Origin of the sequence: Nocardia callitridis, assembly GCF_039543305.1 — a bacterium.
GTDB classification, from domain to species: Bacteria; Actinomycetota; Actinomycetes; order Mycobacteriales; family Mycobacteriaceae; genus Nocardia; species Nocardia callitridis.
Map to the genome: position 1 here is coordinate 1,774,811 of NZ_BAABJM010000002.1, position 26,718 is coordinate 1,801,528.

General features: G+C 66.3%; 25 protein-coding genes. 10 read left to right on the forward strand and 15 right to left on the reverse strand.

The annotated features are described in order from the left end of the window. The first annotated feature begins 16 nt into the window (after positions 1–16). Entirely contained in the window at positions 17–514 is a 498-nt protein-coding gene (locus ABEA50_RS16825) for a peroxynitrite isomerase (protein WP_345496336.1), read from the forward strand. 63 nt (positions 515–577) lie between these two features. Here ABEA50_RS16825 and ABEA50_RS16830 read toward each other — a convergent pair whose 3' ends face one another. The 5 genes from ABEA50_RS16830 to dxr all read right to left on the reverse strand — a co-directional run bounded on the left by ABEA50_RS16830 (position 578) and on the right by dxr (position 7,339). Beyond that, entirely contained in the window at positions 578–2,365 is a 1,788-nt protein-coding gene (locus tag ABEA50_RS16830) for a penicillin-binding transpeptidase domain-containing protein (RefSeq protein WP_345496337.1), read from the reverse strand. Positions 2,366–2,458: 93 nt separating this feature from the next. Continuing rightward, positions 2,459–3,325, reverse strand: coding sequence for a GNAT family N-acetyltransferase (locus ABEA50_RS16835; protein WP_345496338.1), 867 nt, complete (start codon positions 3,323–3,325; stop codon positions 2,459–2,461). Between the two features lie 89 nt (positions 3,326–3,414). Further along, complete coding sequence (ispG, locus tag ABEA50_RS16840; RefSeq protein WP_345496339.1) at positions 3,415–4,566, reverse strand: flavodoxin-dependent (E)-4-hydroxy-3-methylbut-2-enyl-diphosphate synthase; 1,152 nt, start codon at positions 4,564–4,566, stop codon at positions 3,415–3,417. A 164-nt stretch (positions 4,567–4,730) separates the two neighbouring features. Continuing rightward, positions 4,731–5,933 (reverse strand): M50 family metallopeptidase, encoded by a 1,203-nt coding sequence (locus tag ABEA50_RS16845; RefSeq protein ID WP_345496340.1) that lies wholly within the window; start codon positions 5,931–5,933, stop codon positions 4,731–4,733. Positions 5,934–6,193: 260 nt separating this feature from the next. Beyond that, positions 6,194–7,339 (reverse strand): 1-deoxy-D-xylulose-5-phosphate reductoisomerase, encoded by a 1,146-nt coding sequence (dxr, locus tag ABEA50_RS16850; RefSeq protein WP_345496341.1) that lies wholly within the window; start codon positions 7,337–7,339, stop codon positions 6,194–6,196. A gap of 160 nt (positions 7,340–7,499) precedes the next feature. On the opposite strand from dxr, the gene ABEA50_RS16855 reads away from it, so the two are divergent. Further along, on the forward strand, positions 7,500–7,778 hold the full coding sequence (locus ABEA50_RS16855; RefSeq protein WP_345496343.1) for a DUF2631 domain-containing protein: 279 nt from the start codon (positions 7,500–7,502) through the stop codon (positions 7,776–7,778). Between the two features lie 332 nt (positions 7,779–8,110). Here ABEA50_RS16855 and ABEA50_RS16860 read toward each other — a convergent pair whose 3' ends face one another. After that, positions 8,111–8,971: a LysR family transcriptional regulator gene (locus tag ABEA50_RS16860; RefSeq protein ID WP_345496344.1), complete on the reverse strand. Its 861-nt coding sequence runs from the start codon at positions 8,969–8,971 to the stop codon at positions 8,111–8,113. A gap of 91 nt (positions 8,972–9,062) precedes the next feature. Between ABEA50_RS16860 and ABEA50_RS16865 the strand changes: the two genes are divergently transcribed. Beyond that, on the forward strand, positions 9,063–9,779 hold the full coding sequence (locus tag ABEA50_RS16865; RefSeq protein WP_345496345.1) for an SDR family oxidoreductase: 717 nt from the start codon (positions 9,063–9,065) through the stop codon (positions 9,777–9,779). Between the two features lie 417 nt (positions 9,780–10,196). Here the strand turns inward: ABEA50_RS16865 and ABEA50_RS16870 are convergent, their stop codons facing one another. Continuing rightward, positions 10,197–11,135 (reverse strand): LysR family transcriptional regulator, encoded by a 939-nt coding sequence (locus tag ABEA50_RS16870; RefSeq protein WP_345496346.1) that lies wholly within the window; start codon positions 11,133–11,135, stop codon positions 10,197–10,199. 61 nt (positions 11,136–11,196) lie between these two features. On the opposite strand from ABEA50_RS16870, the gene ABEA50_RS16875 reads away from it, so the two are divergent. Next, positions 11,197–11,610 (forward strand): DUF5997 family protein, encoded by a 414-nt coding sequence (locus tag ABEA50_RS16875; RefSeq protein ID WP_345496347.1) that lies wholly within the window; start codon positions 11,197–11,199, stop codon positions 11,608–11,610. 207 nt (positions 11,611–11,817) lie between these two features. Here ABEA50_RS16875 and ABEA50_RS16880 read toward each other — a convergent pair whose 3' ends face one another. Together ABEA50_RS16880 and ABEA50_RS16885 are read right to left on the reverse strand one after the other, a co-directional pair. Then, positions 11,818–13,092: an ATP-binding protein gene (locus ABEA50_RS16880; protein ID WP_345496348.1), complete on the reverse strand. Its 1,275-nt coding sequence runs from the start codon at positions 13,090–13,092 to the stop codon at positions 11,818–11,820. Positions 13,093–13,213: 121 nt separating this feature from the next. After that, entirely contained in the window at positions 13,214–13,873 is a 660-nt protein-coding gene (locus tag ABEA50_RS16885; RefSeq protein ID WP_345496349.1) for a CatB-related O-acetyltransferase, read from the reverse strand. A gap of 297 nt (positions 13,874–14,170) precedes the next feature. Between ABEA50_RS16885 and ABEA50_RS16890 the strand changes: the two genes are divergently transcribed. The 4 genes from ABEA50_RS16890 to ABEA50_RS16905 all read left to right on the forward strand — a co-directional run bounded on the left by ABEA50_RS16890 (position 14,171) and on the right by ABEA50_RS16905 (position 17,353). Next, entirely contained in the window at positions 14,171–14,671 is a 501-nt protein-coding gene (locus ABEA50_RS16890; protein WP_345496350.1) for a YlcI/YnfO family protein, read from the forward strand. A 66-nt stretch (positions 14,672–14,737) separates the two neighbouring features. Next, positions 14,738–15,583 carry a DUF4097 family beta strand repeat-containing protein gene (locus ABEA50_RS16895; protein ID WP_345496351.1) on the forward strand — a complete coding sequence of 282 codons (846 nt, stop codon included), beginning with the start codon at positions 14,738–14,740 and terminating at the stop codon, positions 15,581–15,583. A 10-nt stretch (positions 15,584–15,593) separates the two neighbouring features. Further along, positions 15,594–16,544, forward strand: coding sequence for an ATP-binding cassette domain-containing protein (locus ABEA50_RS16900; RefSeq protein WP_345496352.1), 951 nt, complete (start codon positions 15,594–15,596; stop codon positions 16,542–16,544). Continuing rightward, complete coding sequence (locus tag ABEA50_RS16905; protein WP_345496353.1) at positions 16,541–17,353, forward strand: ABC transporter permease; 813 nt, start codon at positions 16,541–16,543, stop codon at positions 17,351–17,353. The genes ABEA50_RS16900 and ABEA50_RS16905 overlap by 4 nt, the downstream gene beginning before the upstream one ends. Before the next feature lie 266 nt (positions 17,354–17,619). Here ABEA50_RS16905 and ABEA50_RS16910 read toward each other — a convergent pair whose 3' ends face one another. After that, complete coding sequence (locus ABEA50_RS16910; protein WP_345496354.1) at positions 17,620–18,246, reverse strand: TetR/AcrR family transcriptional regulator; 627 nt, start codon at positions 18,244–18,246, stop codon at positions 17,620–17,622. Between the two features lie 76 nt (positions 18,247–18,322). Here ABEA50_RS16910 and ABEA50_RS16915 point away from each other — a divergent pair, with 76 nt between their 5' ends. Further along, positions 18,323–19,285, forward strand: a complete 963-nt coding sequence (locus tag ABEA50_RS16915) for a zinc-binding dehydrogenase (protein WP_345496355.1) — start codon at positions 18,323–18,325, stop codon at positions 19,283–19,285. A gap of 106 nt (positions 19,286–19,391) precedes the next feature. Here the strand turns inward: ABEA50_RS16915 and ABEA50_RS16920 are convergent, their stop codons facing one another. Next, the gene (locus ABEA50_RS16920; protein WP_345496612.1) at positions 19,392–20,333 is read right to left on the reverse strand and encodes a dioxygenase family protein; all 942 of its coding nucleotides are present in this window, start codon (positions 20,331–20,333) and stop codon (positions 19,392–19,394) included. 219 nt (positions 20,334–20,552) lie between these two features. Here ABEA50_RS16920 and ABEA50_RS16925 point away from each other — a divergent pair, with 219 nt between their 5' ends. Further along, the gene (locus tag ABEA50_RS16925) at positions 20,553–21,776 is read left to right on the forward strand and encodes an oxygenase MpaB family protein (RefSeq protein WP_345496356.1); all 1,224 of its coding nucleotides are present in this window, start codon (positions 20,553–20,555) and stop codon (positions 21,774–21,776) included. Between the two features lie 321 nt (positions 21,777–22,097). Here ABEA50_RS16925 and ABEA50_RS16930 read toward each other — a convergent pair whose 3' ends face one another. The 4 genes from ABEA50_RS16930 to ABEA50_RS16945 all read right to left on the reverse strand — a co-directional run bounded on the left by ABEA50_RS16930 (position 22,098) and on the right by ABEA50_RS16945 (position 26,649). Further along, positions 22,098–23,561, reverse strand: a complete 1,464-nt coding sequence (locus ABEA50_RS16930) for an alpha/beta hydrolase (protein ID WP_345496357.1) — start codon at positions 23,559–23,561, stop codon at positions 22,098–22,100. Between the two features lie 244 nt (positions 23,562–23,805). Beyond that, positions 23,806–24,849 (reverse strand): 4-hydroxy-2-oxovalerate aldolase, encoded by a 1,044-nt coding sequence (gene dmpG, locus ABEA50_RS16935; protein ID WP_345496359.1) that lies wholly within the window; start codon positions 24,847–24,849, stop codon positions 23,806–23,808. Beyond that, positions 24,846–25,811 carry an acetaldehyde dehydrogenase (acetylating) gene (locus ABEA50_RS16940; protein ID WP_345496360.1) on the reverse strand — a complete coding sequence of 322 codons (966 nt, stop codon included), beginning with the start codon at positions 25,809–25,811 and terminating at the stop codon, positions 24,846–24,848. The genes dmpG and ABEA50_RS16940 overlap by 4 nt, the downstream gene beginning before the upstream one ends. Continuing rightward, positions 25,804–26,649, reverse strand: coding sequence for a 2-keto-4-pentenoate hydratase (locus ABEA50_RS16945; RefSeq protein ID WP_345496361.1), 846 nt, complete (start codon positions 26,647–26,649; stop codon positions 25,804–25,806). The genes ABEA50_RS16940 and ABEA50_RS16945 overlap by 8 nt, the downstream gene beginning before the upstream one ends. Positions 26,650–26,718: the final 69 nt, after the last annotated feature.

The following is a 26,718-nucleotide window of genomic DNA, read 5'->3' on the forward strand; positions in this document are numbered from 1 at the left end:
GTTTAGGCTGTGCGCCGTGTCCGAACCCCATCCGCCGATAGCGCCACACCCCGATATCGCACCCCTGGCTCCACTACTCGGCGTCTGGCGCGGCAACGGCCGCGGTGAGTATCCGACAATTCAGCCGTTCGATTATGTCGAGGAAATTCGATTCGGCCACCTCGGCCGACCGTTCCTCACCTATCGGCAACGCACCCGCTCCGCCGACGACGGGCGCGGACTGCACGCCGAAACCGGATATCTGCGGTGCCCACGCCCCGATCGGGTGGAATTCATTCTCGCCCACCCCACCGGCATCACCGAAATCTGCGAGGGCACATTGGTCGTCACCGACGACGAGGTGCGGATGGAACTCGACTCCACCAGCATCGGACGCAGCAGCACCGCGAAACTGGTGAACACCCTCGGCCGTTCGATCCGACTCGCGGGCGACACCATCGACTACCGGTTGCGCATGGAAGCGGTCGGTGAGCCGCTGCAACACCACCTCGCGGCCGCACTGCATCGCGCCTGAGTCGCGCCAATCCCGAACCGCCCGGCCCTTCCTCGCTGGCTCGACGCGGATCCGACAACCCGCTCAGTACCCCGGCGGCAACGCCGCGAACATATCCCTGGTCACCCGCACGGCATGGTCCGAACTGCCACCACGGACCAGCAGCGTGGCGAAGGCGATGTCACCGCGATAGCCGACGAACCACGCGTGTGAGCCACCCGCCACCTCCGCTTCGCCGGTCTTGCCGTAGATCTCACCCTGATCGGCGATCCGCTCCGCGGTGCCTCCGGTGACCACCTGACGCATCATCGCGCGCAACCCGTCGATCACCTCCGGTGCCACCGCGGGCCGATCACCGTCGATCTCGGTGTGGCGCCCCTCGATCAGATACGGCACCGGCGTCGACCCGTGCGCGACCGTCGCCGCCATCATCGCCATCGCGAACGGGCTCACCACCACCTTCCCCTGACCGATCCCATCCTCCGTGCGCTGGATCAGGTCGTCGGAAGGCGGCACCGAGCCGGCGGCGATCGGAATGCCGGGAACCGTATACCCCTGCACCACACCAAGTTTCGCAGCCGCATCGGACAACGCGTCGGCGGGCAGTTCGCTGGCAAGCTTAGCGAAGGAAGTGTTGCAGGAACGCTCGTAGGCCGTCGCCATCGAGACGTCGCCGAGGCCGAAGAAGTCGTAGTTGGGAATCGTGCGTTCCCCGATGGTGATTCGGCTCGGACACGGCACCGTGGAATCGGGGGTCGCGCGCCCCTCGGCCATCGCCGCCGCGGCGGTCACCGTCTTGAACACCGACCCCGGCGGGAACCGGCCTATCGTCGCGATCGGACCGTCCTTGTCGGCGGCTTCGTTCTGCGCGACCGCGAGAATCGCGCCCGTCGAGGGACGCAACACCACCATCATCGTCTGCTCGGTGGGCGCGGCCACCGCCCGCTGCGCGGCGTTCTGCACATTGCGATCCACGCTCAACGCGAACGACGGCGCCGGCTGGGCCTGGACCTCGGTGAGCACATCGGTGTCGGCGCCGTTGGCGTTCAACGTGGAAACACTCCAGCCCGCCTTGCCGTCCACCTCGTCGATGACGGTCTGACGAACCTGCGTAATCAGGTCGGGCGCGAAATCACGGTCGGTGCTGACCATGTCCCACTCCGAGGTGAACACCACCCCGGGCAGGCCGAGCAGATCGCCGCGCACCGCATCGAATTCGTTCTCGGTGAGCACCGCCACCGGGTAGCCGCCGCCCGCGGACTTCGCGGCGTGCAGGATCGCATCAGGAGTGAGCTTGTCGTCGAACGGCCGCAAGGTGTTCGCCAACGTGGTCGCCACCCCGCGCGCATCGGTCGCCTCGCGTGCGGTGAACGCGATCCGCACCACCTTGCCCGGCACCAGCACATCGCTGCCGGATTGCTCGTTCACCCTGGCGCGCGGCGCGGGCTCGGCGCGCAGCACCAACGTCTGGGTGTCGCCGAGCTTGGGGTGAATGTTCGAGGAGGTCCAGCGCACCGACCAGTGGCCGCCGCTGCGCCCCATCTGGAGCTTGCCCGAATACGTCCAGGTCCGGTTTTTCGGTAACCGCCACTCGTAGGTGTATTCGACGGTCGCGGTATCACCGGTGACGTCGGCCGAGCCCACCCGCGCGGTCAGCTCCTCGGCCTGCAAGTTGTCCCACGCCGAACCCAATGCGGCGCTTGCCTTCTCCGGCAGATTAGTGAGATCGGCCGCGGCGGGCACGTCGTGCTGTGCGAACGCCGAGGTGAACGCCTCCGCGACAGCGAGCGGCCCCTGCGGGCCACGCGCGCACCCCACCGTCGCCACCGCCACGGCGGCGACGATCAGCGCACTGAACATCCGAATCGACATCGCAACCGATCGTAACGGTCACCATCGTGTGCGTGACTGTGCCGCACCGGTATTCGACGACAAGACGTGCCAGCGCGTCCCCGGCCGCGAATGTCAGTTCAGCAACACGGTGGCGAACGTGGCGATCTGTCGGAAACCCACGCGACTGTAGGCGCGTCGAGCGATGGTGTTGTAGTCGTTGACATACAGGCTGGCGGTGCGACCCGATGCGACGACCGCGCTGGCCACCGCCGCCGTGCCCGAGGTGCCGAGGCCGCTTCCCCGCTGGTCGGGATGCACCCACACACCCTGGATCTGGCCGGTGCGCCGCGACAACGAACCCACCTCCGCCTTGTACACGACCTCGCCGTCCTCGAAACGTGCCCAGGCCCGGCCGGATTCGATCAAGCTGGAGATTCTGCGGCGATAGCCGCGCCCGCCGTCACCCGCGCGGGGATCGATGCCGACCTCCTCGATGAACATCGCGATCGCGGCGGCCAGATATCGTTCGATCTCGGCGGGACGGACCCGCCGCACCTGCCGATCCGGGGTGGCCAGCGGGGGTTCGGCCAGGGCGAGCAAGGGTTGGTCGCGGCGAATTTCCCGCGCCGGACCCCACTGCGGCGACAGCATCTCCCACAGCGGCAACGCCAACTCCTGGCGGCCCACCACCGACGAACACACCCTCGGCCAACGCAAGGCGCGGTCGGCGAACGCACGCAACGCCTCGGGACTACCGTGCAACGGGACCATGTTGACCCCGGAGAAACACAATGATTCGGCGGGGCCGCCTCTGCTCCACAATTCGCCGTAACCACAACGCGCGTCGAGACCGAATTCCTCCAGCCGGGCCGCGACCATGCACGAGGCCACCGGGTCCGCATCGAGCACCCGCAGCACCTGTGGCAGATCTCGGCTCGTGAGTTGCCGGGCAGGGAGATACTTGACCGCCCTGCGCGTCGGCTCCAGCAAACTCCGCACGAGCACAGCCTGCCACGAACGGCGTGAAGACGGTATGGGTATCCGAAAACGCTGGGTACGACCGACGTCCTCGACCATCGGGTCGTGTGCTACCCGCCGACGGAGACGACCGGCTCGCCCGACTCCTCCATGCCTTCGGCGATGCGCATCGCCTCTTCGATCAACGTCTCCACGATCTGCGCTTCCGGCACGGTCTTGACGACCTCACCCTTGACGAAGATCTGCCCCTTGCCGTTGCCGGAGGCCACCCCGAGATCCGCCTCGCGGGCCTCACCAGGCCCGTTCACCACGCAGCCCATCACGGCCACCCGCAACGGAACCTCCATGCCCTCCAAGCCAGCGCTCACCTCGTTGGCCAGGGTGTACACGTCGACCTGCGCGCGGCCGCACGATGGGCAGGACACGATCTCCAGCTTGCGTGGGCGCAGGTTCAGCGATTGCAGGATCTGCCCGCCGACCTTGATCTCCTCGGCGGGCGGCGCCGACAACGACACCCGGATCGTGTCGCCGATACCTTCCGCCAGCAGCGCACCGAAGGCCACGGCGGACTTGATCGTGCCCTGGAACGCGGGACCGGCTTCGGTCACGCCCAGGTGCAGCGGATAATCCGACTGCGCGGCCAACTGGCGATACGCCTCCACCATGATCACCGGGTCGTTGTGCTTGACCGAGATCTTGATGTCGCCGAAGCCGTGCTCCTCGAACAGGCTCGCCTCCCACAGCGCGGACTCGACCAGTGCCTCCGGGGTGGCCTTGCCGTACTTCTCCATCATCCGCTTGTCCAACGAACCGGCGTTCACCCCGATCCGGATCGGAATACCCGCCGCCCCAGCGGCTTTCGCCACCTCGCCGACGCGGCCGTCGAATTCCTTGATATTGCCGGGGTTCACCCGCACCGCGGCGCAGCCCGCGTCGATGGCGGCGAAGATGTAGCGCGGCTGGAAGTGGATGTCGGCGATGACCGGAATCTGGCTCTTGCGCGCGATGGTGGCCAGCGCGTCCGCGTCCTCCTGACGCGGGCAGGCCACGCGCACGATGTCACAACCGGACGCGGTCAACTCCGCGATCTGCTGCAAAGTGGCGTTGACATCGTGGGTCTTGGTGGTGGTCATCGACTGCACCGAGATCGGGTGGTCGCTGCCGACTCCCACACTGCCCACCTGTAGCTGGCGAGTCCTGCGGCGTGGCGCGAGAACTGCCGCTGGTGCGGCGGGCATGCCCAATCCGATTGTGCTGGTCACCTTCGGCTGCCTACTTTCGTGCGAGTGTGTCGTGGCCGATAACTTCTAGCGCCGATGCCTTCGAGCTTAGCCGCGTCTCGACCGGTGATCCTGTGAGACCACCGACACCGTGCACCGTCACGCGCTGATCCGTGCACGCGACAGGCTACCGCCCCGAAGGAAACTCAGGGAAACAGCTTGATCGGGTTGACGATGTCGGCGACCAGCGTCAGTACCATGTACGCACCACCGATCACCACCACGACATAGGTGAGTGGCAGCAGCTTCAGATAGTTCACCGGGGCACCGGGAGTCAGGCCACGCAGCTTGCGCAGGGTGTTGCGAATCTTCTCGTACAGCACGACCGCGATGTGGCCGCCGTCCAAGGGCAGCAGCGGCAGGATATTGAAGGCGCCGAGGAAGAAGTTCAGGCTGGCCAGCACCATGATGAACATGTTCCAGAGGCCGCGTTCGACGGTCTCGCCGCCGATCTTGCTGGCGCCGTAGACGCTCACCGGAGTATCGACGTCGCGCTCGCCACCGGTCACGGCCGTCCACAGGTCGGCGACCTTCTCCGGCATCCTGGCCAGTGACTGGAAGGTGAGCACGAACATGTCACCGGTGAAGGAAACCGACGCGGGGATCGCGGCGAAGAAGCCGTACTGCACCGGTTCGGCGAAGTACTTCGTCACACCCACCGCCGCGACCTCACGGCCGGGCCCGCCGTCCTCCGGGTAGCGCATGACCCGCTCCGGGCTGACCGGCACCGTGATCGTGCGTCCGTCGCGTTCGACGAGGTAGTCGAAGGGGCCGCTCTGCTTCTGCGTCTCGGCCTGGAACTGCTCCCAGCTGCTCACCCGCACGCCGTTGACCGAGGTGACCACGTCGCCCTCGCGCAGATCCGCGCGCTGTGCGGGTCCGTCGCCTGTGCACGGCACGACCGTGCGGTCCGGCTTCTGCTGCTGGACGCAACTGGTCTCGCCGAGGGTGGCGTCGGTGGGTTGATCGAGCACCGGCAGACCCCAGCCGACCGCGAGCAGCACGATCATCAGAAAGCCGAGGATGAAGTTCATCGCGATGCCGCCGCACATCACCACCAACCGCTTCCAGGTGGCCTGGCGATACATCGCCCTGTCGATGTCCTCGGGCTCCACCTCGTCCAGTGCGGTCATGCCGACGATGTCGCAGAACCCGCCGAGTGGCAGCGCCTTGAGTCCGTATTCGGTCTCGCCGCGTTGGAAGGAGAACACCTTCGGTCCGAAGCCGACGAAGTAGCGTCGCACCTTCATCCCGGTGGCCTGAGCGGCCCACATGTGTCCACATTCGTGCAAGGCGACCGAAATCGTGATGCCGAGCGCGAACAGCACGAACCCCAACGCGAACACCATTAGTTCTACTGCCCTCCTGCGTTGCGCAGCTCGTCTTCATCCGCCCGCACGCGTCCGGGAATGGTCGCGAGCACCGACCACAGTAACCGGCCGCGCGCACGGGCCGCGTCACCAGTGCGCAACGCACAGCGGGAGGCCGCGATCACGGGCGTCTCGCGCGGTCGAGTTCGGCGCCGACCAGGGGGCGTTCACCGAGGTCACCGCGGCGACAGGGCATACCGACGCCGTAGTTGCCGAGCGGGTCGCTCGCCCACTCCTTCTCAGCCGCGCGCACCGACGTGCGCGCGGGCGAACTCGCGCGCCCAGCGGTCCGCGGCAAGCACCTCGTCCAACGAATCCGGCTCGGCCCGCCACCGGTCGGCCGCTTCCACCGCGGCGGCGACCGTGCGCACGATGTCGGGAAAACGCAGCACACCGTCCAGAAACGCTTGCACCGCAATCTCGTTCGCCGCGTTGTAGACGGCGGTGACGCTGCCACCCGCGGTGCCCGCCGCCCGCGCCAGCTCGATCGCGGGGAACACGGTCTCGTCCACGGGTTCGAAAGTCCAGGTCGAGGCCGTGCTGAAATCACAGGCCGACCCGGCGCCGGGAACCCTGTTCGGCCAGCCCAGCGCGAGCGCGATCGGCAGCCGCATATCGGGTGGACTGGCCTGTGCCAGGGTCGAGCCGTCGGTGAAGGTGACCATGGAGTGCACGATCGACTGCGGGTGCACGGTGACATCGATGCGGTCGTAAGGAATGCCGAACAGCAGGTGCGTCTCGATCAATTCGAGGCCCTTGTTCACCAGCGACGCCGAATTGAGCGTGTTCATCACACCCATCGACCACGTCGGATGCGCCTTGGCCTCGGCGGGATTCACCGATTCCAGCATTTCGGAACTCCAGCCTCGAAACGGTCCGCCCGAGGCGGTGAGCACCAGCCGGTCCACCTCCTCCGCACGCCCACCGCGCAGGCATTGCGCCAACGCGGAGTGCTCGGAGTCGACCGGAACGATCTGTCCGGGGGCGGCAGCGCGCGTCACCAGCGAGCCGCCCGCCACCAGGGATTCCTTGTTCGCCAAGGCCAAAGTGGTGCCCGATTCCAGTGTCGCGAGGGTGGGTTCGAGACCGAGCGAACCGACCAACGCGTTGAGCACCACGTCGGCTTCGGTGCGCCGCACCAATTCGGTGACCGCACCCGCACCACCCAGCGGCACGTCCAGCGCCCGCGCGGCCGCGGGATCGGCGACCGCGACATTGCGCGTACCCGTCGCGGCGATCTGCGCGGCCAACAACTCGGTATTGCCACCCCGCGCGGCGAGCCCGACCACCTCGAACCGCTCCGGGTTGGCGGCGATCACCTCGAGCGCCTGGGTACCGATGGAACCGGTGCTGCCGAGCAGCAGGACTCTCACAATGTCGGACACGGCTTCATTGTGGACCACGCGCGGCGCCCGCGAAAACGCGCGGTGAGCGGCCATGAACAACGCCCGACTGTCAACGACGCCCCGTCGTATGTCACGATAAGCGGCAGTAGCTCATCGAGTGCGCGCCGCGCGCGGCGCCCGAACCCACCTAGGAGCGATCGTGGCCGCCACGGAACTCGAAACCACCGACACCGAGCGCGGCAGTGGCCGCGTCGCGACCACCGTGGACCCCGCCGAAGTTCCGTCCGCCGCGTGGGGTTGGAGTGGCGAATCTCGTCGCACGTTCCGCATCGCGGGCTGGGTCGTCGCACTCATCCTGCTGGCCATGCTGATCGGCAACCACAGCGGCAAGGTCGAGGACCTCTACCTCATCGGCGGCGCCGTCGCCATCGTCGCCATCCTCATCCGCGACTCCGTCCTGCGCCGCAAGCCGAGGTAACTTTCCCGCCCCGCACCGGCAACGGATCCGCTGCCGGTGCGCGTGCGACGATCTTGCGGATACGTCACCAGGCCGATGCCTCGCCACCCTCCCGATGCGAATCCCGCTGTGCGCGTGTGATTCTCATCGAGCAAAACGTCACACCCCGGACCCTGCCGCTGCGAGGACAAGGGCCACAACCACCCGGGGAGCAAGTACTCCGCGACCACGCCAGACCCCTGTGCCGACGGCAGCGTGCGACGGCGCGGCGGATATGCCCACCGACCGACAGCATGCGCCCTTCCGACGCGGCCGAATCCTGCTGTCCGCGTATGATTCTCATCGACCCGAGGTCACGCCTCGGATCCTGTCGCTATCGCTGAGCGGACGAGTGCCGCGACCGCCTGGGAGCGAGTGCTCGGTGGCCATGCCAACACGGTGGTGACCTCCGGTGCGTCGATCACCGGCACCGCGACGTGCTCGGGCCACTGCCAGGCGCGACTGGAGGCGGGGATCACGAGCAATGTCTTGCCGAGCGCCACGAGCTGCGCGAGCTTCGATTGCGTGTGCACCTCCGGCCCCGGCCCATCCGGGTAGGTGCCGTCCATCCTCGGCCACCGCGCGATCGGCAGGCCCGCCACATCGCTGACTTCCGCCAGCGTGAGCTGATCGCGTGCCGCGAGCGGATGCTGTGCGGGCAGGATCGCGACTTGGCCTTCGACGCTGAGGTTTTCGGTATCGAACCCGGCGAGGTCGTCGTACGGGTGGTGGACCAGCGCCACGTCGGCGTGGCCGTCGCGCAACAGCCCCGCCTGCTCTCCGACCTCGCACAGCAGCACCTCGACGGGCGCGGCGTCGGGCTCGTTCGCATAATTGTCGAGCAGTCGTCGGAGCAGTTCATGCGAGGCCCCCGCCTTCGTCACGAGTACCAGCGACCGCTTCGTATCTCCCGCCCGCTTGGTCCTGCGCGCGACGGCCGCGACCGCGTCGAGGGCCGCCATGGCCTCCCGAAGCAGCACCCGTCCCGCCTCGGTGAGCGCCACACCACGACGGTCGCGGTCCAGGAGCTGGACGCCGAGTCGCCGCTCCAGTTGACCGATCGCGCGCGAGAGCGGCGGTTGCGCGATCCCGAGCCGCTCGGCGGCGCGGCCGAAGTGCAATTCCTCGGCGACGGCGACGAAGTATCTGAGCTCGCGAGTCTCGAGATAATCCACCCGCGCAGCCTACCGACTGATACCTGACGAGTATCACAGTGGACCGAGTCGGTATTGGACGCGAACACCCGACAGGCCGAGCATTGGCGAGGTGAACGACACAAAGATCGCGCTGGTCACCGGCGCGAACAAGGGAATCGGCTTCGCCATCGCCCAGGGTCTCGGGGCGATCGGCCACACCGTCGCGGTCGGTGCGCGCGACGACACCAGACGCGAACAGGCCGTCGAGAAACTACGAGCCGAGGGCGTCGACGCGTTCGGCCTCGCCCTCGACGTCACCTCCGAGGACAGTGTCGCGGCGGCCGCCGCGACACTCGAGCAGAGAACCGGGCGCCTGGACGTCCTCGTCAATAACGCGGGCATCTCCGGCAGGACCGACGGCGGCGCGCAGGATCCGACGACACTCGACCTCGACGTCGTACGAACTGTCTTGGATACCAACGTGTTCGGGGTCGTTCGAGTAACGAACGCGATGCTGCCACTCCTGCGGCGCGCGAGTGCACCGCGCATCGTCAACATGTCGAGCAGCATGGGCTCGCTGGCCTGGCAGACCGGTCCGATCATGGCCGCGTACGCGCCGTCGAAGTCGATGCTCAACAGCATCACGGCGCAGTACGCGCGCCAACTCGCCGAGACGAACGTCCTCGTGAACGTGGGCTGCCCCGGCTACGTCGCGACCGATTTCACCGGCTTCCAATCGGAACGCACACCCGAACAAGGTGCCGCGATCGCCATCCAGCTCGCCACCCTGCCGGATGACGGACCGCGCGGCGGCTTCTTCAACGACGACGGCGTCGTGCCGTGGTGATCGGGGCTACCCGCCTCGACCCCTCGCACGCGAAGTCTTAGCGGAACGCCGCCGAACGGACTTGTGCCCCAACGGTTTCTCGGCCGGTATCGGCGGCTTCTTCTTCGACGACGGCGTTGTCGTGTCGTGGTAGTCGAGATAGCCCGCGCCACAGCGGTTCTCAGCGAGAACGCCACCGAACCGACTTCACCCGTTGGTCTCTCAGCCGCGATTCTCGCAGCCGGTTTCGCGGCTTCCTCGGCGACAACGACATCGTGCCGCATTGAGCGACACCGACCGCACCGCCGACAAGTCTCAGCGAGAACGCCGCCGAACCGGCTTCTTCCCCACGGGCTTCTTAGCCGCGAGCCTCTTGGCCGGTATCGGCGGCTTACAACGTGCCGTGGCGAACGAGACAGACCGCACCGCCGAGAAGTCTCAGCGAGAACGCCGCCGAACCGGCTTCTTCCCCGCGGGTTTCTTGGCCGCGGGCTTCTTAGCCGGTTTCGACGGCTTCGCACGCACACTCTGTGCTGGCTTCTTCTGCGCCGCAACGTTTGTGGACGACTCCGAGCGCGAGCTGCGTGCGGAACGCCCCCGCACGACGCCGATGAATTCCTCCACCAGGTCGTCGGTACTGTCAGTCGGCCAGGCGAGGGCGATGTCGGTCGGTTCGAGGTCGGTGACCGTGCGGTAGACGAGATCGCGCCTGGCGTGCAGCCGCGCGATCGAATGCGGGACCACCACCACGCCGACCCCGGCCGCGACCAGTTCGATCGCGCCGGACACCTCGTCGATATCCGTGCCGTCCTGCTGAATCTCCTGCGCCAGGTCCGCCGAGACCACCTCGTCGAACACCGAGATCGGGTGTTCCTTCGCCACCACGACCACCGGCAGCTCGCGATACAGCGGGATCGCGTTCATCCCCACACGCTCGATCGGCAGTCGGACGAAGCACATGTCCACCCGTCCCGCACGCAACGCGGTCTCCTGCTCTGCCTGCGCCACGGCGATCACCTCGAGCGGAGTGTCCTGGAAACGTTCGGCCCAGATCCGCGTCCATTTGGCGACGGTGACGCCGGGCACGAAACCCACCCGCAGCGTGCGCTGTGTCGTGTCGGATTCGACCGGTGGCACTTCGACGATCCGTTCGCGGGCCGCGGCGAGCAAAGCCGCGCCGTCGTCGGTCAATTCCGTCGGATGTGCTCCTGGCACAAACAGTTTCGTCCCCAACTCGGCTTCGAGATCGCGCACCGCGTGGCTCAATCGCTGCCGCGTGATGCCGACCGATTTCGCCGCACGCGCGAAGTGCAGTTCCTCGGCGACCGCGACGAACCAGCGCAGCCGCGTCACCTCGATGGACTCCAACCGACTCATTCCAGCCAGCGTATTGCACGGCCTGGTCAGAACCACTCGCCGAGCCCGATAAGCTGTCGCGGTGAGCCCGGACAAGAAACCGCAGACGATGAAGCCCCTGACCGCGGCCAACAAGCTCGGCATCTACCTGCCCGCGGCCCCCGAAGAGTTCCGCGACTCCCCCATCACCCGCGCCGAGCTGGAACGCTTGCGCACCGATCCCCCGCAGTGGCTCACCGACCTGCGCCGCACCGGCCCCTTCCCGCGCGACGTGGTGGCCAGCAAACTCGGTATCTCCAACAGTGGCCTCGCCCGCGCCGACGTCTCCGATGCCATGACCGCCGAGGAAATCTCTACCCTGCAGGCCGACCCCCCGGACTGGCTGATCCGCGAACGCGCGAACTACGCCGAAGTCCAGAAGGAAGCCGAACGCGTCAAGGAAAAGGAAGCCGAACGCCGCGCCGCCACCAACCGGCCAGCGAAGAACTGGAGTTGACGCAGACGCTGCGAATCCCACCGGCGCGGGCCCAGCGGCGGCGCACAATAGCAACCTGCCCAGGCCGATCACCCCAATGAGCTGGTGCTTTGCTGCCTACCGTGGCTTCATGATGTGGGGCTCTATCACTCCGTGCTGGCTGTGACCGGCGTGCGCGCCACCGATCTCTACGCCCACTGAACCCGCGCCCGGGTGCGGCTGTGCGGGTTACGGACCGAGCAGGGCCGCGGGAATCACGGCGATTCCGTCGGGTCGGCGGTAGGCGTTGCGGCCCGTCGTGATCACCGCAGCGTCAGCGAGTAAGTCACCGACGGCGTTGCGCAACCAGCGCAGGTGAACGACGTCCTGTTCGTCCACCGTCGAAGCGAGTTTGGTCTCGAATGCCACGATCCGCCCGCCCGGCCCCGTCACGATGAAGTCGACCTCATGATCGCCATTGCGGGTGCGCAGATGGTTGACTCCCGCTTCGGCGCTCTGCGCGTAGACCCGCATGCTCAGCGCAACCAGTGACTCGAACAGTTGCCCAAGAGTGTTCGCACCGAATGGTGTACGTTTGCTGGCTCCCGAACCAGCGAGCAAGGTTTCAGCGGTCAAATTCAGAAGTCGAGCTGCCAGCGCGGGATCGGCGAGGTGATGGCTGGGGGCTCGAGCTAGCCGGGCGAAGGAATTGTCGACCGGAAGCCAGCCTGGCACCGGATCGAGCAACCAGAGCTGGGCCAGAACATCGCGGTAGGTGATCGTGGTGGATTTCGCCGGCTTATCGACTTCCCCGGCGGTCGTGGCATCCAGGATCGCGTTGTACGCCGTAGTCGTCCCAGTCGCCGCCGCGTAGGCGGCAAGCCAGGCACGTAGTGTCGCTGGACGACGAATCCGATGGCCGAGTTCGGGAAAATCCCGTTCGACTATTCGTGCGATATATCCGTCGAGTTGAGCCCGACGAGCACGGCCCGACAGCGGTCGGATCCCTGGAAAGCCCGAACCGACGATCTCGTCTACATACCCTGGCAGATCAACAGCTGATTCCCCTTCGATCGGATCGCGTCGACCGGAAAGTAGCGCCTGCAAACTGACGGTGGTTGCGCCCAGCCCTCGTTCGGCCAAACTCATCGGACGCATACGGACCTGGACGATCCGTCCCGCGCCGGAGTGCATCGGCGCTTCGGTGGGTGTCGCGCTGCCCGTGAGAATGAACCGGCCGGGACGTGGGTCCCGGTCAACGCTGCGGCGAACTTCGTCCCATACCGCGGGGTGCCGTTGCCATTCATCGATCAGAACGGTGCCGGTAGCTCGACTGATTCGGCCGGGGTCGGCAGCGAGCAAGTCACGCTGTACGCCGTCGTCGAGTGCGTACACGACCTCCGAGCGTCGCAGCGCGGTCTCGGTTTTACCTACACCCTTGGCACCCTCGATTGCCAGTGCGGACAGCTCCGGCAGAAGCTCATCGAGCTCGCCGTCTACGACGCGGCGCCGATAGTTTCCCATCTCACTACACTACCGTTAGCAGGAAAATTGAACAACCGTTAGCAGACATTTTTCACTACCATTAGCAGGAGTTCTATCCTACCGTTAGCAGATTCTTGCGCCCAGGATCGACCCGCGCGCTTCACCCGCGAGGCGCGGCCGCTTCGAGTTCGCTGACGCTGCCCGTCATGACCGTCCGCAGGTTCGCGGTGAGGTGCTCGAGCGGCCAATCCCACCACGCGACCGCCAGCAGACGGGCGATATCGTCGTCGTTGTAGCGCATGCGGATCAGGCGCGCGGGGTTCCCGCCGACGATTCCGTAATCCGGAACATCAGCGGTGACAACGGATCCCGCCGCGACGATCGCCCCGTGCCCGATGCGCACACCGGGCATCACCGTCACGCCATAGCCGAGCCAAACGTCGTTGCCGATCACTGTGTCACCGCGATTGGGCAATTCCATGAGCAGCTCCACGAAAGGCGCCCACGCCGCGCCACCCACGGTGGGAAAGGGAAAGGTCGACGGCCCATCCATTCGATGATTCGCCCCGTTCATAATGAACCGCACCCCGGTCGCCAACGCGCAAAACTTGCCGATCACCAACTTCTCCGGCCCGTAGTGATAGAGCACGTTCTTGGTTTCGAAGCCGGTCGCACCGTCCGGATCGTCGTAATAGGAGAACTCCCCCACCTCGATCAACGGCGAGGTGACCAGCGGCTTCAACAACACCACCCGCGGCTGCCCCACCATGGGGTGCAATACGGTGGGATCCGCCGCCACGATTGCCGGTCCATCGCTCATCGAGAGCTCCCTTCGTCGAATAGTTGATCTCTGCCGCGAAGTAGGGCGATTGCCGGTCATCTCGAGGCCACACACCGAGACGAGCAACGTCCCGGCACCGCGATGATCTTGTCCGTATTCGATGCGCACAGCAAATGCTTTTCCGAAACCATCGCCGAGCACGCCTCGGCCAGTGACCGCCGAAACTCCGCTTGACCTGGTCATTCATGAACCCAGAGCCGGTGATGGCACCGTATAACCGACCCGTGAGCGCCATATCCCCTTGTGCATGTGCCATCAATGTGCCATTCTGGCACCATGGACTTGACCGCGTATGTAAACAACCTCGGACGGGAATTCGCGACGCTCGCCGAAGCGGGTGGTGAGGATGCTCGAGTGTTGGCGCAGCGGCTGACGGGGGCGCTGGAGTCGGCGATCAGGATGACACTGCTGGAGGCGTTGTCGGCGGCCGCTGATGAGATCACCACCGACCTGGCGCCCGGTTCGGTGGAATTGCGGCTGCGCGGACGGGACCCGAACTTCGTCGTCACCACGACGCCCGCTGAACCGGTCGAAGACACCGCCGAGCAGGCCGAGACACCGGATGCCGGTGCGACTTTCGCCGAGGACGGGCCGAGTGCGCGGATCAATGTGCGGCTGCCAGAACAGCTCAAGTCCGCGGTCGAAGAGGCCGCGGCCAAGGAAGGACGCTCGGTGAACGCCTGGCTGGTCCGTGCGGCTTCGACCGCACTGCAACGGCCCGAGCAACACGTCAGCGGCAAGCGCGGTAGGCAGCGACTCACCGGATGGGTTCACTGACACCAACTTTCCCATCACGCCCCGAACTGCGGGGATGAAACACCTACCCATGACAAGGGGACAACTATGCCCAAATTCGATACACCAGAACCGATTTCGGTCACGCTCGAACTGGGTGTCGGCAATGTGCGGATCACCGCGAGCAAACGCGCCGACACCACCGTCGAGGTGCGTGCCAGCGATGGTTCCGACACCTCCGCTGTACAGGCCGCCGAGCAAACCCGCGTCACCTTCGCCAACGGCGTGCTGAACGTGGCAGGGCCGAAGCCGCGGATCTTCGACTTCTCCCGCGACACCAAGTCGATCGAGGTCACCATCGAACTGCCCGACGGTTCGGAATTCTCGGGAAAGACGCACGTGGGCAACCTCGTCGGCACCGGGCGGCTGGGCGAATGCACGTTCAAGACCGCGGTCGGCAATGTGCAACTCGCCCGCACCGGCCCGTTGCGGGCGAACACCTCGGCCGGGCACATCACCGTGCGACAGGTGACGGGCGATGTCGTGGTCGATACCAGTACGGGGAAAGTCGACCTCGGCGAAGTGGACGGCGCCGTGGAGGTCAAGAACTCCAACGGCGACACCGAGATCGAGGCGGCGACCGGCAATGTGCGGGTTCGCTCGGCCAACGGCTCCGTCACCATCGGACGGCCCGGTGCGGATGTCGTCGTCAGAACATCCCACGGCGCCGTTCGCCTCGCGGAAGTGGTTCGCGGATCGGTCGAAATCGCCACCGGGATGGGCGAATTGACGGTCGGCATCGCCGAGGGCACCGCCGCGTGGCTCGATATGAATACCTCGTTCGGCCAGGTACACAACCTGCTCGACAACACCACAGCACCCGATAAATCCGACGAGACCGTCGAGGTGCGCGGGCGTACCTCATTCGGCGACATCACGATTCGTCGTTCCTGAAGGAGACATTATGACTACCGAACACCCCGCGATCGCGGTAACCGGACTGCGCAAATCCTACGGCGAGCACGTCGTCCTCGACGGCGTCGACCTCACCGTCGCGCGAGGAACCGTCTTCGCACTGCTGGGCGCCAACGGCGCCGGCAAGACCACCACGGTCAAGATCCTGTCCACGTTGATCAGCGCCGACGCCGGTGATATCCGCGTCGCGGGACACGATGTGACGGCCGAACCCGACGCGGTGCGTGCCACGATCGGCGTCACCGGCCAGTTCTCGGCCGTCGACAATCTGCTCAGCGCCAGGAAGAACCTGCTACTGATGGCGGATCTGCACCATCTGCCGAAACGCGAAGGGCGCGAACGCGCGACCACACTGCTGGAACAGTTCGACCTGGCCGAGGCCGCCGACAAACCGGTGGCGACCTATTCCGGAGGCATGCGCCGCCGCCTCGATCTCGCGATGACGCTGGTCGGCAACCCGTGGGTGATCTTCCTGGACGAGCCGACCACCGGCCTCGATCCGCGCAGCCGTAGGAGTATGTGGCAGATCGTGCGCGGCTTGGTGGCCGACGGTGTCACCATCCTGCTCACCACCCAGTACCTCGAGGAGGCCGATCAACTGGCCGACCGAATCGCCGTGCTGGACAACGGGACTCTGGTCGCGGAAGGTACCGCCGACGAACTGAAACGCCGCATCCCCGGTAGCCACGTGCGCTTGCGCTTCGCCGACACCCACGGACTCGACACGGCCGCACAGGTATTGGGGCGGGTTGCCCGCGACGACGACGCACTCTCCCTCCGGGTACCCAGCGACGGCAGCCTGCGTTCGCTGAAGACCGTGATCGACCAACTCGATGACCAGGCCATCGAGGTCGACGAATTGTCCGTGCACACACCCGATCTCGATGATGTCTTCCTCGCCCTCACCGGCGACTCGAACAAGAAAGTGACCGTCCGATGAGCACCCAGGTCCTCGACACCCCGTTGCGTTTCTATCCCCTGCGCGATTCGGTGACGATGCTGCGCCGCAATCTCGAGCACATGCTGCGCTATCCGTCGATGACGGTGATGCTCGTCGGCATGCCGATCGTGTTCCTGCTGCTGTTCGTCTACGTCTTCGGCAACACGCTCGGCACCGGACTCGGTGGGGCCACCGGTGGACGCGCCGCCTACGTGAATTATGTTGCGCCGGCGATCATCCTGATGACCGTCACCGCCACGGTGCAGGGGACGGCGATCTCCATCGCCATGGACATGACCGAGGGCATCATCGCGCGGTTTCGTACCATGCATATCGCGCGGGTCTCGGTACTCACCGGGCATGTGCTCGGCAGTGTCATCCAGACGGTGCTCAGCCTGACCGTGGTGATCGGCGTGGCACTGTTGGTCGGCTTTCGACCCTCCGCTGGCGTGGGCGCATGGTTGGCGACCGCCGGTTTCCTGCTGGTGGTGACCTTCGCTCTCGTGTGGCTCGCCGTCGCACTGGGTCAGGTGAGCAAGAGCGTGGAGACCGCGAGCAACATCCTCATGCCGCTGATCATCCTGCCGTTCCTCGGCAGCGGCTTCGTCCCCACCGACTCCATGCCGGCCGGCCTGCGCTGGTTCGCCGAGTACCAACCGTTCACCCCGATCATCGAAACCCTGCGCGGCCTGCTGATGGACGAACCACTCGGCAACAATCCCTGGATCGCGCTGGCCTGGTGCGCCGTGGTCGCGCTCACCGGATACCTGTGGTCCAGAAAGCTTTTCAACCGCGAGTACACCCGCTGACGCGACCCGCTCATCGACAGGACCTCCGCCGCGAACCACCGCGGCGGAGGTCCTGCGTCGTTGCGAACCTTGCGCGTCGCTTCCCGAATGACACAGCTTGTCCTATAGGACCCGAACGGCTCGGCGCGTGCAAAGGCAGCCTCGCTGGGACCGAACTCGCCGACTTGGATCGTGCGTTGATGCTGAAACTCGGTCTCCTCTGAGGGGAGCCCGGACGGCCGAGTTATCTTGCGCTACCCGTTTGGTTCGCCAACCCCGCAGCGCCGTCACGGGATTGATTCGGGGACTATGCGCGCGGGCGGCGGGAGCGGTGCGGTCTCCGCGGAGGCGCGAAACGCCTGGATCACGTAGGCGGCGAAGCGGCGGGAGGCGGCAACCCGCGCGGCCGGGGAGTCGGCGCGGATTCCTCGGTGGGCGGTGAGCATGAGGATCAGGTCGTCCAGGACGAAGTCCTTGCGGAGGTAGCCGCGGTCTTTGGCACGGTTGGCCAGTTCGGCGAGCGCCTTCAGGGTGTATTCGCGGTCGGCGGCGAAATCCCTCGCGCGCGGAAACGTGGACATGAATGCTTCGCTGAAGCCTCGGCTGTGCGCGTTCGACTCGAAGGTTCGCTCGATCACGTGACGGAAGCCGCGTGCGGGGTCCGGATCGGCAAGGCCCTCGTCGACGATGGCGGTGCACGCGCGCATCTGGTCGTGCAGCGCCTCGGTCGCGAGGATCTCTTTGGTCGGGAAGTGCCGGTACAGGGTGGCGGGGCCGACGTCGGCCCGCCGGGCTACCTCACGCATCGGCACGTCCAGGCCCTCGGCGGCGAACAGGGTGCGGGCCGCGCGGAGGATGCGTTCGCGGTTGTCGATGGCGTCGGAACGCTGGACCTGAGACAAATCTTCGGGCACCACTCTCACTTTAGCTAAACGGACGGGGGTGTCCATTAGCGTCGAAAACTACAGAACCATGGACCGAGGAGAAACCGTGCAAGCAGTCGTGATCAAGACGTTCGGTAGCCCCGACGGCATGAGCGTCGTCGATATTCCGACCCCCACCCCCGCGGCCGGGCAGGTGCTGATCACCAATGCGGCGATCGGGGTCGGCGGTGTGGACGCCGTGATCCGCAGGGGCGCGATCAGCGGGTACGGCTTCGAGGAAGGGTTCGTTCCCGGTAGCGAGGTCGCGGGCACCGTGACCGCGGTCGGCGCGGGCGTCGCCCCTTCCTGGGTCGGGCGACGCGTGTGGGCGTTCACCGGCACCGGCGGCGGCTACGTCGAACAGTCGGTCGCCTCGGTCGAGGAAACGCTGCCGCTGCCCGAATCGCTGTCCTCGACCGACGCCGTTACCCTCGGCAGCTCCGGCATGGTGGCCCACTTCGCCCTGGCCCATGCGCATTTCGCGCCCGGCGAGACGGTGTTGGTGCGTGGCGCCGCGGGCAGTATCGGGATCATGGCGGTCCAGCTGGCGGCCAGCGCGGGCGCCGGCGCCGTGGCCGTCACGACCTCGTCGGCCGAACGTGGTGCTCGGTTGCGCGCACTCGGCGCGACGCACGTGCTCGACCGCGCGGGCGCGGGTGACACCGCCGCTCCCCCGAACTACGACGTCATCATCGACATCATCGCCGGTCCCGACCTGCCGACCTTCTTCGACAAGCTCGCACCGAACGGCCGTGTGGTAACCCTCGGCATCGTCGGCGGACCCCCACCCGCCGACTTCGGCATGCGGCTGATCGCGGCATTCCAACGCTCCCTCTCGTTCGCCACCTTCAGCGCCGACAGCATCCCTCTCGCCGACCGAAACACGGTGCGAACCAACCACTTCGCCGCCGCGAGCCGAGGCGAACTACAGACGGTCGTGCATGAATGCCTGCCGCTGGATCAAGCGGCGTCGGCACACCGGAAGATGGACGCCGGTGAGGTATTCGGCCGGATCGTGCTCACGCCGTAGTCATACCACCAGCAAGATCAGACGTCCGCGACGGTCACCGGAACTCGGGCAGTGGTGGCGCGCAAGGATAAACGCCGGTGTGGCGGCGCGAGGCAGATCGTCGGCCTCACCGCGCGCCAGGTGGCGGTCCACCCTGGCCACCAGGCGGCGGTCCCCCTGGTGGCGGACCAGAACCATTGCCGGACTCGACGTTTCGGGATTTCTCGGCGACGCCGATGGTGAGTTCCACGACCATGCCGGAGGCGGGGGTGCCGGTGACCGTGGCGAGTTCGGCGTCCCAGCCGTCGCCGAAGACATTGTCCGAGGCGAGGGTTACTCCGGACATGTTGCTGACGCTGCGCGCGTAGCCGGAGTCGGCGGCGAAGACCGCCTCGCACGAGTCCTGCGGGAGCGCGATCTGTGAGGTGAGTCGGGCATTGTCGCCCGCGACGGCCGTCGCCAGCGTGTCGTAGACCTCGAAGTGGACATGTGGCCAGCGGCCGGAATAGCAGGCCGGGAAGATCGAGGTGAACGTGACCTCGCCTGCGGAATCGGCGACCTGAACCCCGCGCAGGTAGTTCTGTTCGAGAACGGTATCGCTATACAGCGAATACTCCCCGGCACGGTCGCAGTGCCAGACGTACACCGCCATGTCCGCACCCGCAGCCCCCTCCTTCGCGAGATCACGCAGCTTCAGCCGCAGGGTCATCGGTACGCCCTCGGCAACGCCGGAATAGGGTCCGAAGCTGGTCGTGATGTCGCCGCGGACCACGCCGGACTCGATCAGCACATTGGGTCCGTTGGAGCCATCGCCCGGATACGGCCCCGCCGTTTCCTGCGGCGCTGCCGCCGGTGTTTCGCCGGTCGCCGCTCCCGTGGTGGGCGCCGCGGAGTCATTGCCGGTGTCCGCCGCGCAGCCCGCCGCCACGGTGGCGGCGCCCGCCGCGCCGAAGAAGACCAAGGCGCGGCGTCGATTCATCACCTTCATGTCGTGCGCGAATCCGAGATCGTGCTCGTGTTTCGCCTTGTCGCGTCGCGTGGGGTCCGCAGCCACCGCGTGTCCTTCCATCGGGTCATCGTTATCCGCCAAGGTATGGCTCGGCGCTAGCAGCTCCCTGCGCCCACGCTGGGAACTATCTGTGAACGGGGGTGTGCCGCAGAGCCGGATCAGCAGGCCGAAGGGTCGTAGTCTTGCCAAGACATCAATTCTGGTAGAGACTCTTGCCAGAAGTGAGTGCGTCTCGTGGACGGCGCAGCAAGGTCAGCGATGTCGAAGGAGACAGCGACGATGGACTCGACCATCCCGAGCAGGCATCCCAGCGCGCCGCGTGCCGTACCCGGCCGGGGACTGGGCCCGTTCGCACGGCTGCTCGGACTTCGAGCACCGACCGCAACACAGTTCGAGGAACTCGGTGCCGCACTGACCGTCGGCGATCAGCCGATGGACGATCTGGTCGACTGGATGTACGGCGAAGGGATGACCACCACTCGCCCACTGTTCGAGCGGGCGTTACACGAGGGCATCACGGCCGTACCGAACGCGCCCACCCCGCTGCGCGAATTCTTCGAATACATTGAGGCCGTGCCGGATTGGGTGGACTGGGACGTCGTGCGGCACGCCGAACTCGTCTTCAGCGTTGGTGGTCGCGACGGCCTGTATGTCGCCCGTGACATGTCGTTCCTCGGCGGCTACCTTGCCTCGGGATTCAACAAAACCCTCCTTCGCACAGGCGCTCTGGAGAAGGGGCCGGCCAAGCGGTTCGCCGAAACCACCCAGTGGGCGATGGACGTCACCGCCACCGGAGGTATGCGGCCGCTGGGTTCGGGCTATCGCTCCACGGTGCACGTGCGGATGATCCACTCGATGGTGCGCCGCCACGTCAGCGCCATGCCGGATTGGCGCGGCGACGAGTGGGGCCTGCCGATCAACCAGACCGATATGGCGGCCACCCTGGTCGGTGCCCTCATCGCACCCATGGTGGGCGTGATGGGCATGGGGAAGTTCGTTTCCCCGCGCGACGCCGAGGCCGCGGCACACCTCACCCGCTACGTCGGCTGGGTGATGGGCGTGGAAGAACGCTTCCTACCCAACACCTTTCGTGACAGTGTCCGAATCCTCTACCACACCATGACGGCAATCACGAACCCGGACGAGACCTCACCGCAGCTCGCGGTGCCGATGCGCGACGAACCACTCGGCTGGCACTATCGCAACCTCACCGGCCTGCGCCGACGCCTCGCCCGCTCCCAGCACCTGTCGATCGCCACCCTGTTACTCGGCCCACCGGCCATGAAGCAACTGAACCTGCCCGCGTACACACCGCCGTGGTATCCGCTGCTGCGCGCACCGATCAACCTCGCCAACTCCGTCTGGAACCACATTGTCCCAGGACAGTTCGAGCGCGCCGCCGCACGGGGCCGCGCGGACCAGCTCGCCTTCATCCGCACCCTCACCGGGACCGACAGCGCGGTCATCGGCGACTCGGCACACGAAATCACCAGCGCCGCTTAGTAACACGCTCCCACCAACGGCGTAAGAGGCCCACGCACCCGCGCTACGACACACTATCCTCGCCGACGCCGCACAACCCCTTGCCGCGCACGGCGCGCACTCACTGGACTGTAGACACCACACGGCGACCGGGAGGTGAACAACCGGCGATCGACGGGCAGTCCTTACCGCCGACCGGTCTCTCGAACCGACCAGTGCCCAAGAAGATTCGGGCCGCCACGCCACGCTTCCTCGCCGACTCACACCGGTAGCGTGGCGTGGGAATGGCGGGAACTCCAGCGACAGAAACGACTTCGCGAACCGACCAATGCGCGAGCCCCGCTATTCCGGAACAGAAGGCTCTGCCGCACAGGCGATGTCGTTGTCCGGACGCTGACCGTCGACCAAGAATTCTGTCACCGTGTTGTTCAGGCACGCGTTGTCCTTGAACAGGTACGCGAGGTGTCCACCTTGATCGGCGGTGACCATTCGAGCGCGATCACCAAGAGCCTGACGCATATGTTGCGCGCCGATCAGGGGCGTCGCCGGATCGCGGAGGTTCTGCGCGATCAGCACATTCGAGGGGCCGCCATCACCGATCCGCACCTGCGGCTCGACCTGATTCGACGGCCAGTGTGCGCACGGCCAGATGTTGGCGCCAGCCGCGCCGAACATGGGAAAACGCACGCGATCGATCGCGACATTGGACTGGTAGTCCAGATCAGACCTCGGCCACGCGGAATCATTGCAGATCACGTGCAGTTGGCTGGCCAGATAGTTATCGGTGGACGACTGCGCGGGAGCGTCGGGTTGCGGTGCGCCACTGTCGTCTCCGGTGGCGACCGCGTGCCAGAGTTCGGCCAGCTTCGGCAGATTCTTGTCGTAGTAGAGCAGGCTGAAGGTGGCCTGACGCAGCTGCGCGCCGTAGCCGCCAGGGTCGGGGCTGGGGAGTAGATCGAACTGGGCGATGAGTTCGTTGTATTTGGCGGTCACCTTCTCGGGTGTGTCGCCGAGGGCGTATTCGGGATGCGCGGCGGCGAAATTCGCGAAATCCGGGAACCGATCCTGGAAGCCCTGGCCGAGCAGTCGCGAGGTCTCGATATCGAAGCCGGTGGGGCCCAGCGCACTGTCGAGGAAAATCCGATCACTCTGGTCCGGGAACAGCGTCGTGTACACCGCACCGAGGTAGGTGCCGTAGGAAATGCCGTGGTAGGAAATCTTCTCCTGCCCCAACGCTTCCCGAATCCTGTCCATATCGCGTGCGGTATTGGCCGTGCTGATGAACGGCAAGGTCGAGGCGGAGGCCGACCCACCACATTGACGCGCGATCTCGCTCACCGCCGCCGAACGCCGCTGCACGTCGATCGGATCGCGGCCGTAAGGCGGAATATTGCTCGTCGCCTGCTCAGGACGGAGATCGCAGGTCACGGGCGCACTGTGGCCGACTCCGCGCGGGTCGAAGCCGATGATGTCGTAGGTGTCGAGCACGCGCTGCGGCAGCCCGAGGCCCCGCAAGTCAGCCGGGAAACTCAATCCCGCGCCGCCGGGACCACCGGTATTGGTCAGGAGAACGCCGCGGCGCTGCGCCGGATCGGTGCTCGACAAACGCGAGACCGCGATGTCGATCTGCCGACCGTCCGGGTCTCGATAGTCCAACGGAACCTGGAGAGTCGAACATTCCAGACCCGGCGCGACGATGTCGTCAGGACACGCGCCCCACGCCAGCGTCTCGGCCGAAGCCTGCGCCCCCGACACGACCGACGCCAGCACAGCGATCGCCAACGCACATAATCCGGTCTTCCGCATGTTTCGCTACTCCCGATCGAGATATCGAGCCCGAGACGAAGCCAAGAATATCCTTCGCGCGCCGCTGGTATCGGATCGGCTCGATACGCGCCGACGAACCCCTGCCACGATCAGGCGAGATCATGCCGTTGCGGCACAGTCGACCTCGCACTCACACCTGGAAACTACGCTAGCGGCGCGCTTCGGGTCGGTTCACGCAAAAGCGGGGCCGCCCACGCGACCCCGCTGCTACCTGCGATTCGCCCTACTGCGCTGCTTCGCGCTCGGCGACCATCGTCAATGCGATATCGACGATCATGTCTTCCTGCCCGCCGACCAGACGGCGACGGCCCGCCTCCATCAGTAGGGTTCGCACGTCGATGCCGTAGCGCTCGCTGGCGGCTTCGGCGTGCCGAAGGAAGCTGGAATACACCCCGGCGTAGCCGAGGGTGAGGGTTTCCCGGTCCACGCGCACCGGCCGATCCTGGAGCGGGCGCACGATGTCGTCGGCGGCGTCTTGCAGGGCGAAGACATCGCAGCCGTGCTTCCAGCCGAGGATATCGGCGACCGCGATGAACGCTTCGATCGGCGTATTGCCCGCTCCCGCACCATGTCCGGCGAGCGAGGCATCGACGCGGACGACCCCGTTTTCCACCGCGACCACCGAATTGGCCACCGACAACGACAGGTTCTCGTGGGCGTGGATGCCGATCTCGGTGCCCTCGTCGAGCACATCGCGATAGGCGAGGATGCGGTCGCGCACGCCGTCCATGGTCAACCGACCGCCGGAATCGGTGACGTAAACGCAGTGCGCGCCATAGCTTTCCATCAGTTTCGCCTGTGCGGCCAGTTCCTGCGGCGGCGCCATGTGGCTCATCATGAGGAAGCCGGAAACGTCCAAACCGATCTCGCGGGCCGTCGCGATGTGCTGGGCGGAGACATCTGCCTCGGTGCAGTGGGTCGCGATGCGCACCGAGCGCACGCCCAAATCGTAAGCGCGCTGCAAATCTTCGACCGTTCCGACACCGGGCAGCAGCAGGGTGGTCAGGCGCGCGTTGCGCAGGTTGGCGGCGGCGGCTTCGATCCACTCCCAGTCGCTGTTCGAGCCGGGTCCGTAGTTCACCGAGCCACCGGCCAAGCCGTCACCGTGCGCCACTTCGATGGCATCGACACCCGCGACCTCCAGGGCGGCGACGACACGGCCGACGTCCTGGGGCGTGATCCGGTGCCGGATGGCATGCATGCCGTCGCGCAAGGTCACGTCTTGAACGAAGACCGTCGGCGGGTTGGGCGAGGTCGCTGTGGTCATCGGAGGGTCTCCTTCTGGAGGGTGTTCTGCGCGATCCGCTCGGCGACCTGGAGTCCGGCCGAGGTCATGATGTCGAGGTTGCCCGCATAGGCGGGCAGGTAGTGCGCGGCACCTTCGACTTCCAGGAACACCGAAACCCGATGTGTCGGTACGGTTTCGGTGCCATCGGCCAGCAAGGTGTGCACCGGCTGATCGGTGGGGATGGGGTCGACCTGCACCTCCTGCTTGAGCCGGTAGCCGGGGACGTAGGCCGCCACATCGCCGACCATCTTCGTCACCGATGCTCGGATGCGCGCGTGCGCGTCCTCGTCGGGAGCATTCACCAGGCAGAACACGGTGTCGCGCATGATCAGCGGCGGCTCGGCCGGATTCAGGATGATCACCGCCTTGCCGCGCTCGGCGCCGCCGACGGCTTCGATGGCGTGCGAGGTGGTTTCGGTGAACTCGTCGATATTGGCGCGGGTGCCTGGCCCCGCCGACTTCGAGGCGATCGAGGCGACGATCTCGGCGTAGGCAACGGGCACCACGCGGGCGACCGCGGCCACGATCGGGATCGTCGCCTGCCCACCGCACGTCACCATGTTCACGTTCGGCGCATCGAGGTGGTCCTCGATATTGACCGCGGGAACGACGAACGGGCCGATCGCCGCGGGCGTCAGGTCGATGAGTCGTTTACCCAGGGGCGCCAAGCGTTCGTGATTGATCTGATGGGCCTTGGCCGAGGTCGCGTCGAACACGATCTCGATGTCATCGAAGCCTGGTAAGGCGACCAAGCCTTCGACACCTTCGTGGGTGGTGGGCACGTTCAACCTGGCGGCGCGAGCCAACCCGTCGGAATCGGGATCGATGCCGACCATGGCCCCCATTTCCAGGAATCGGGAGTGCCGGATGACCTTGATCATCAGGTCGGTGCCGATATTGCCCGACCCGATGATCGCGACCTTCGTGCGCTGCTCACTCATGGGGAACCTCCGGCGTGGTGGAAAAGGACGCCGACACCGTGCCGACGCCGTCGATGGTGGCGCTGACCGTCGCGCCAGGGTGCAGGGGCCGCATCGGGCCGAGCGCACCGGACAGGATCACCTGGCCTTTGCGCAGCGGGTCACCGAATTCGCGCGCCTTGCGCGCCAGCCAGGACAGGGCGTTGAGCGGGTCACCGAGGCAGGCCGCGCCGGTACCGGTCGAAACGACCTCGCCGTCGATGCTCATGCTCATCACGACCTCGACGGGCTCGAACTCGGCGAGCGTCAGGCGCTGGGTGCCGAGCACGTACACCCCGCTCGAGGCGTTGTCGGCGACGGTGTCGGCAAAAGAGATGTCCCAGTTGCGGATTCGGCTGTCGACGATCTCCAGTGCCGCCGTCGCCGTGCCGACGGCCGCTCGGCATTGTTCGATGTCCAGCGGCCCCTCGGCGAGATCGTCGGCGAGGAAGAACGCGACCTCCGCTTCCGCCTTCGGTTGCAGGAGGCGATCGATGGGGATCTGGTCACCGTCGTGAAAGGCCATGTCGGAGAACAACACGCCGAAGTCCGGTTGGCCGACGCCCAACTGCTGCTGCACCGCCTCCGAGGTCGCGCCGATCTTGCGGCCGACCACGGTGACGCCGTCGGCGACCCGCGCGGCGTTGAAGCGCTCTTGGATGCGATACGCGGTCTCGACGTCATCGGGGCCGATCAGTTCGCGCAGCGGCGCGCACGGTTGCCGGGTCGCCGCGGCGGCGGTGAGACGCTGCGCGGCTGCGGTCACGACGGAATCATCGACGCGCGCGCTCGTATCGACCGTGCCGACTCTGCTCGCCATTCGAGCCCCTTCCTTGTTCTGGCCAGGTGTCGACAAGTTCACTCCTCGCGCACCGATTTGGACAGTAAA

Coding starts and splice junctions, on each gene's coding strand:
- ABEA50_RS16885 (WP_345496349.1), bottom strand. CDS start 13,873: ATGAGCGATGGACCGGCAATCGTGGCGGCGGATCCCACCGTATTGCAC.
- ABEA50_RS16830 (WP_345496337.1), bottom strand. CDS start 2,365: ATGTCGATTCGGATGTTCAGTGCGCTGATCGTCGCCGCCGTGGCGGTG.
- ABEA50_RS16930 (WP_345496357.1), bottom strand. CDS start 23,561: ATGCGGAAGACCGGATTATGTGCGTTGGCGATCGCTGTGCTGGCGTCG.
- ABEA50_RS16920 (WP_345496612.1), bottom strand. CDS start 20,333: ATGGAAGGACACGCGGTGGCTGCGGACCCCACGCGACGCGACAAGGCG.
- ABEA50_RS16905 (WP_345496353.1), top strand. CDS start 16,541: ATGAGCACCCAGGTCCTCGACACCCCGTTGCGTTTCTATCCCCTGCGC.
- dmpG (WP_345496359.1), bottom strand. CDS start 24,849: ATGACCACAGCGACCTCGCCCAACCCGCCGACGGTCTTCGTTCAAGAC.
- ABEA50_RS16880 (WP_345496348.1), bottom strand. CDS start 13,092: ATGGGAAACTATCGGCGCCGCGTCGTAGACGGCGAGCTCGATGAGCTT.
- ABEA50_RS16890 (WP_345496350.1), top strand. CDS start 14,171: ATGGACTTGACCGCGTATGTAAACAACCTCGGACGGGAATTCGCGACG.
- ABEA50_RS16925 (WP_345496356.1), top strand. CDS start 20,553: ATGGACTCGACCATCCCGAGCAGGCATCCCAGCGCGCCGCGTGCCGTA.
- ABEA50_RS16945 (WP_345496361.1), bottom strand. CDS start 26,649: ATGGCGAGCAGAGTCGGCACGGTCGATACGAGCGCGCGCGTCGATGAT.
- ABEA50_RS16900 (WP_345496352.1), top strand. CDS start 15,594: ATGACTACCGAACACCCCGCGATCGCGGTAACCGGACTGCGCAAATCC.
- ABEA50_RS16845 (WP_345496340.1), bottom strand. CDS start 5,933: ATGGTGTTCGCGTTGGGGTTCGTGCTGTTCGCGCTCGGCATCACGATT.
- ABEA50_RS16870 (WP_345496346.1), bottom strand. CDS start 11,135: ATGAGTCGGTTGGAGTCCATCGAGGTGACGCGGCTGCGCTGGTTCGTC.
- ABEA50_RS16895 (WP_345496351.1), top strand. CDS start 14,738: ATGCCCAAATTCGATACACCAGAACCGATTTCGGTCACGCTCGAACTG.
- ABEA50_RS16940 (WP_345496360.1), bottom strand. CDS start 25,811: ATGAGTGAGCAGCGCACGAAGGTCGCGATCATCGGGTCGGGCAATATC.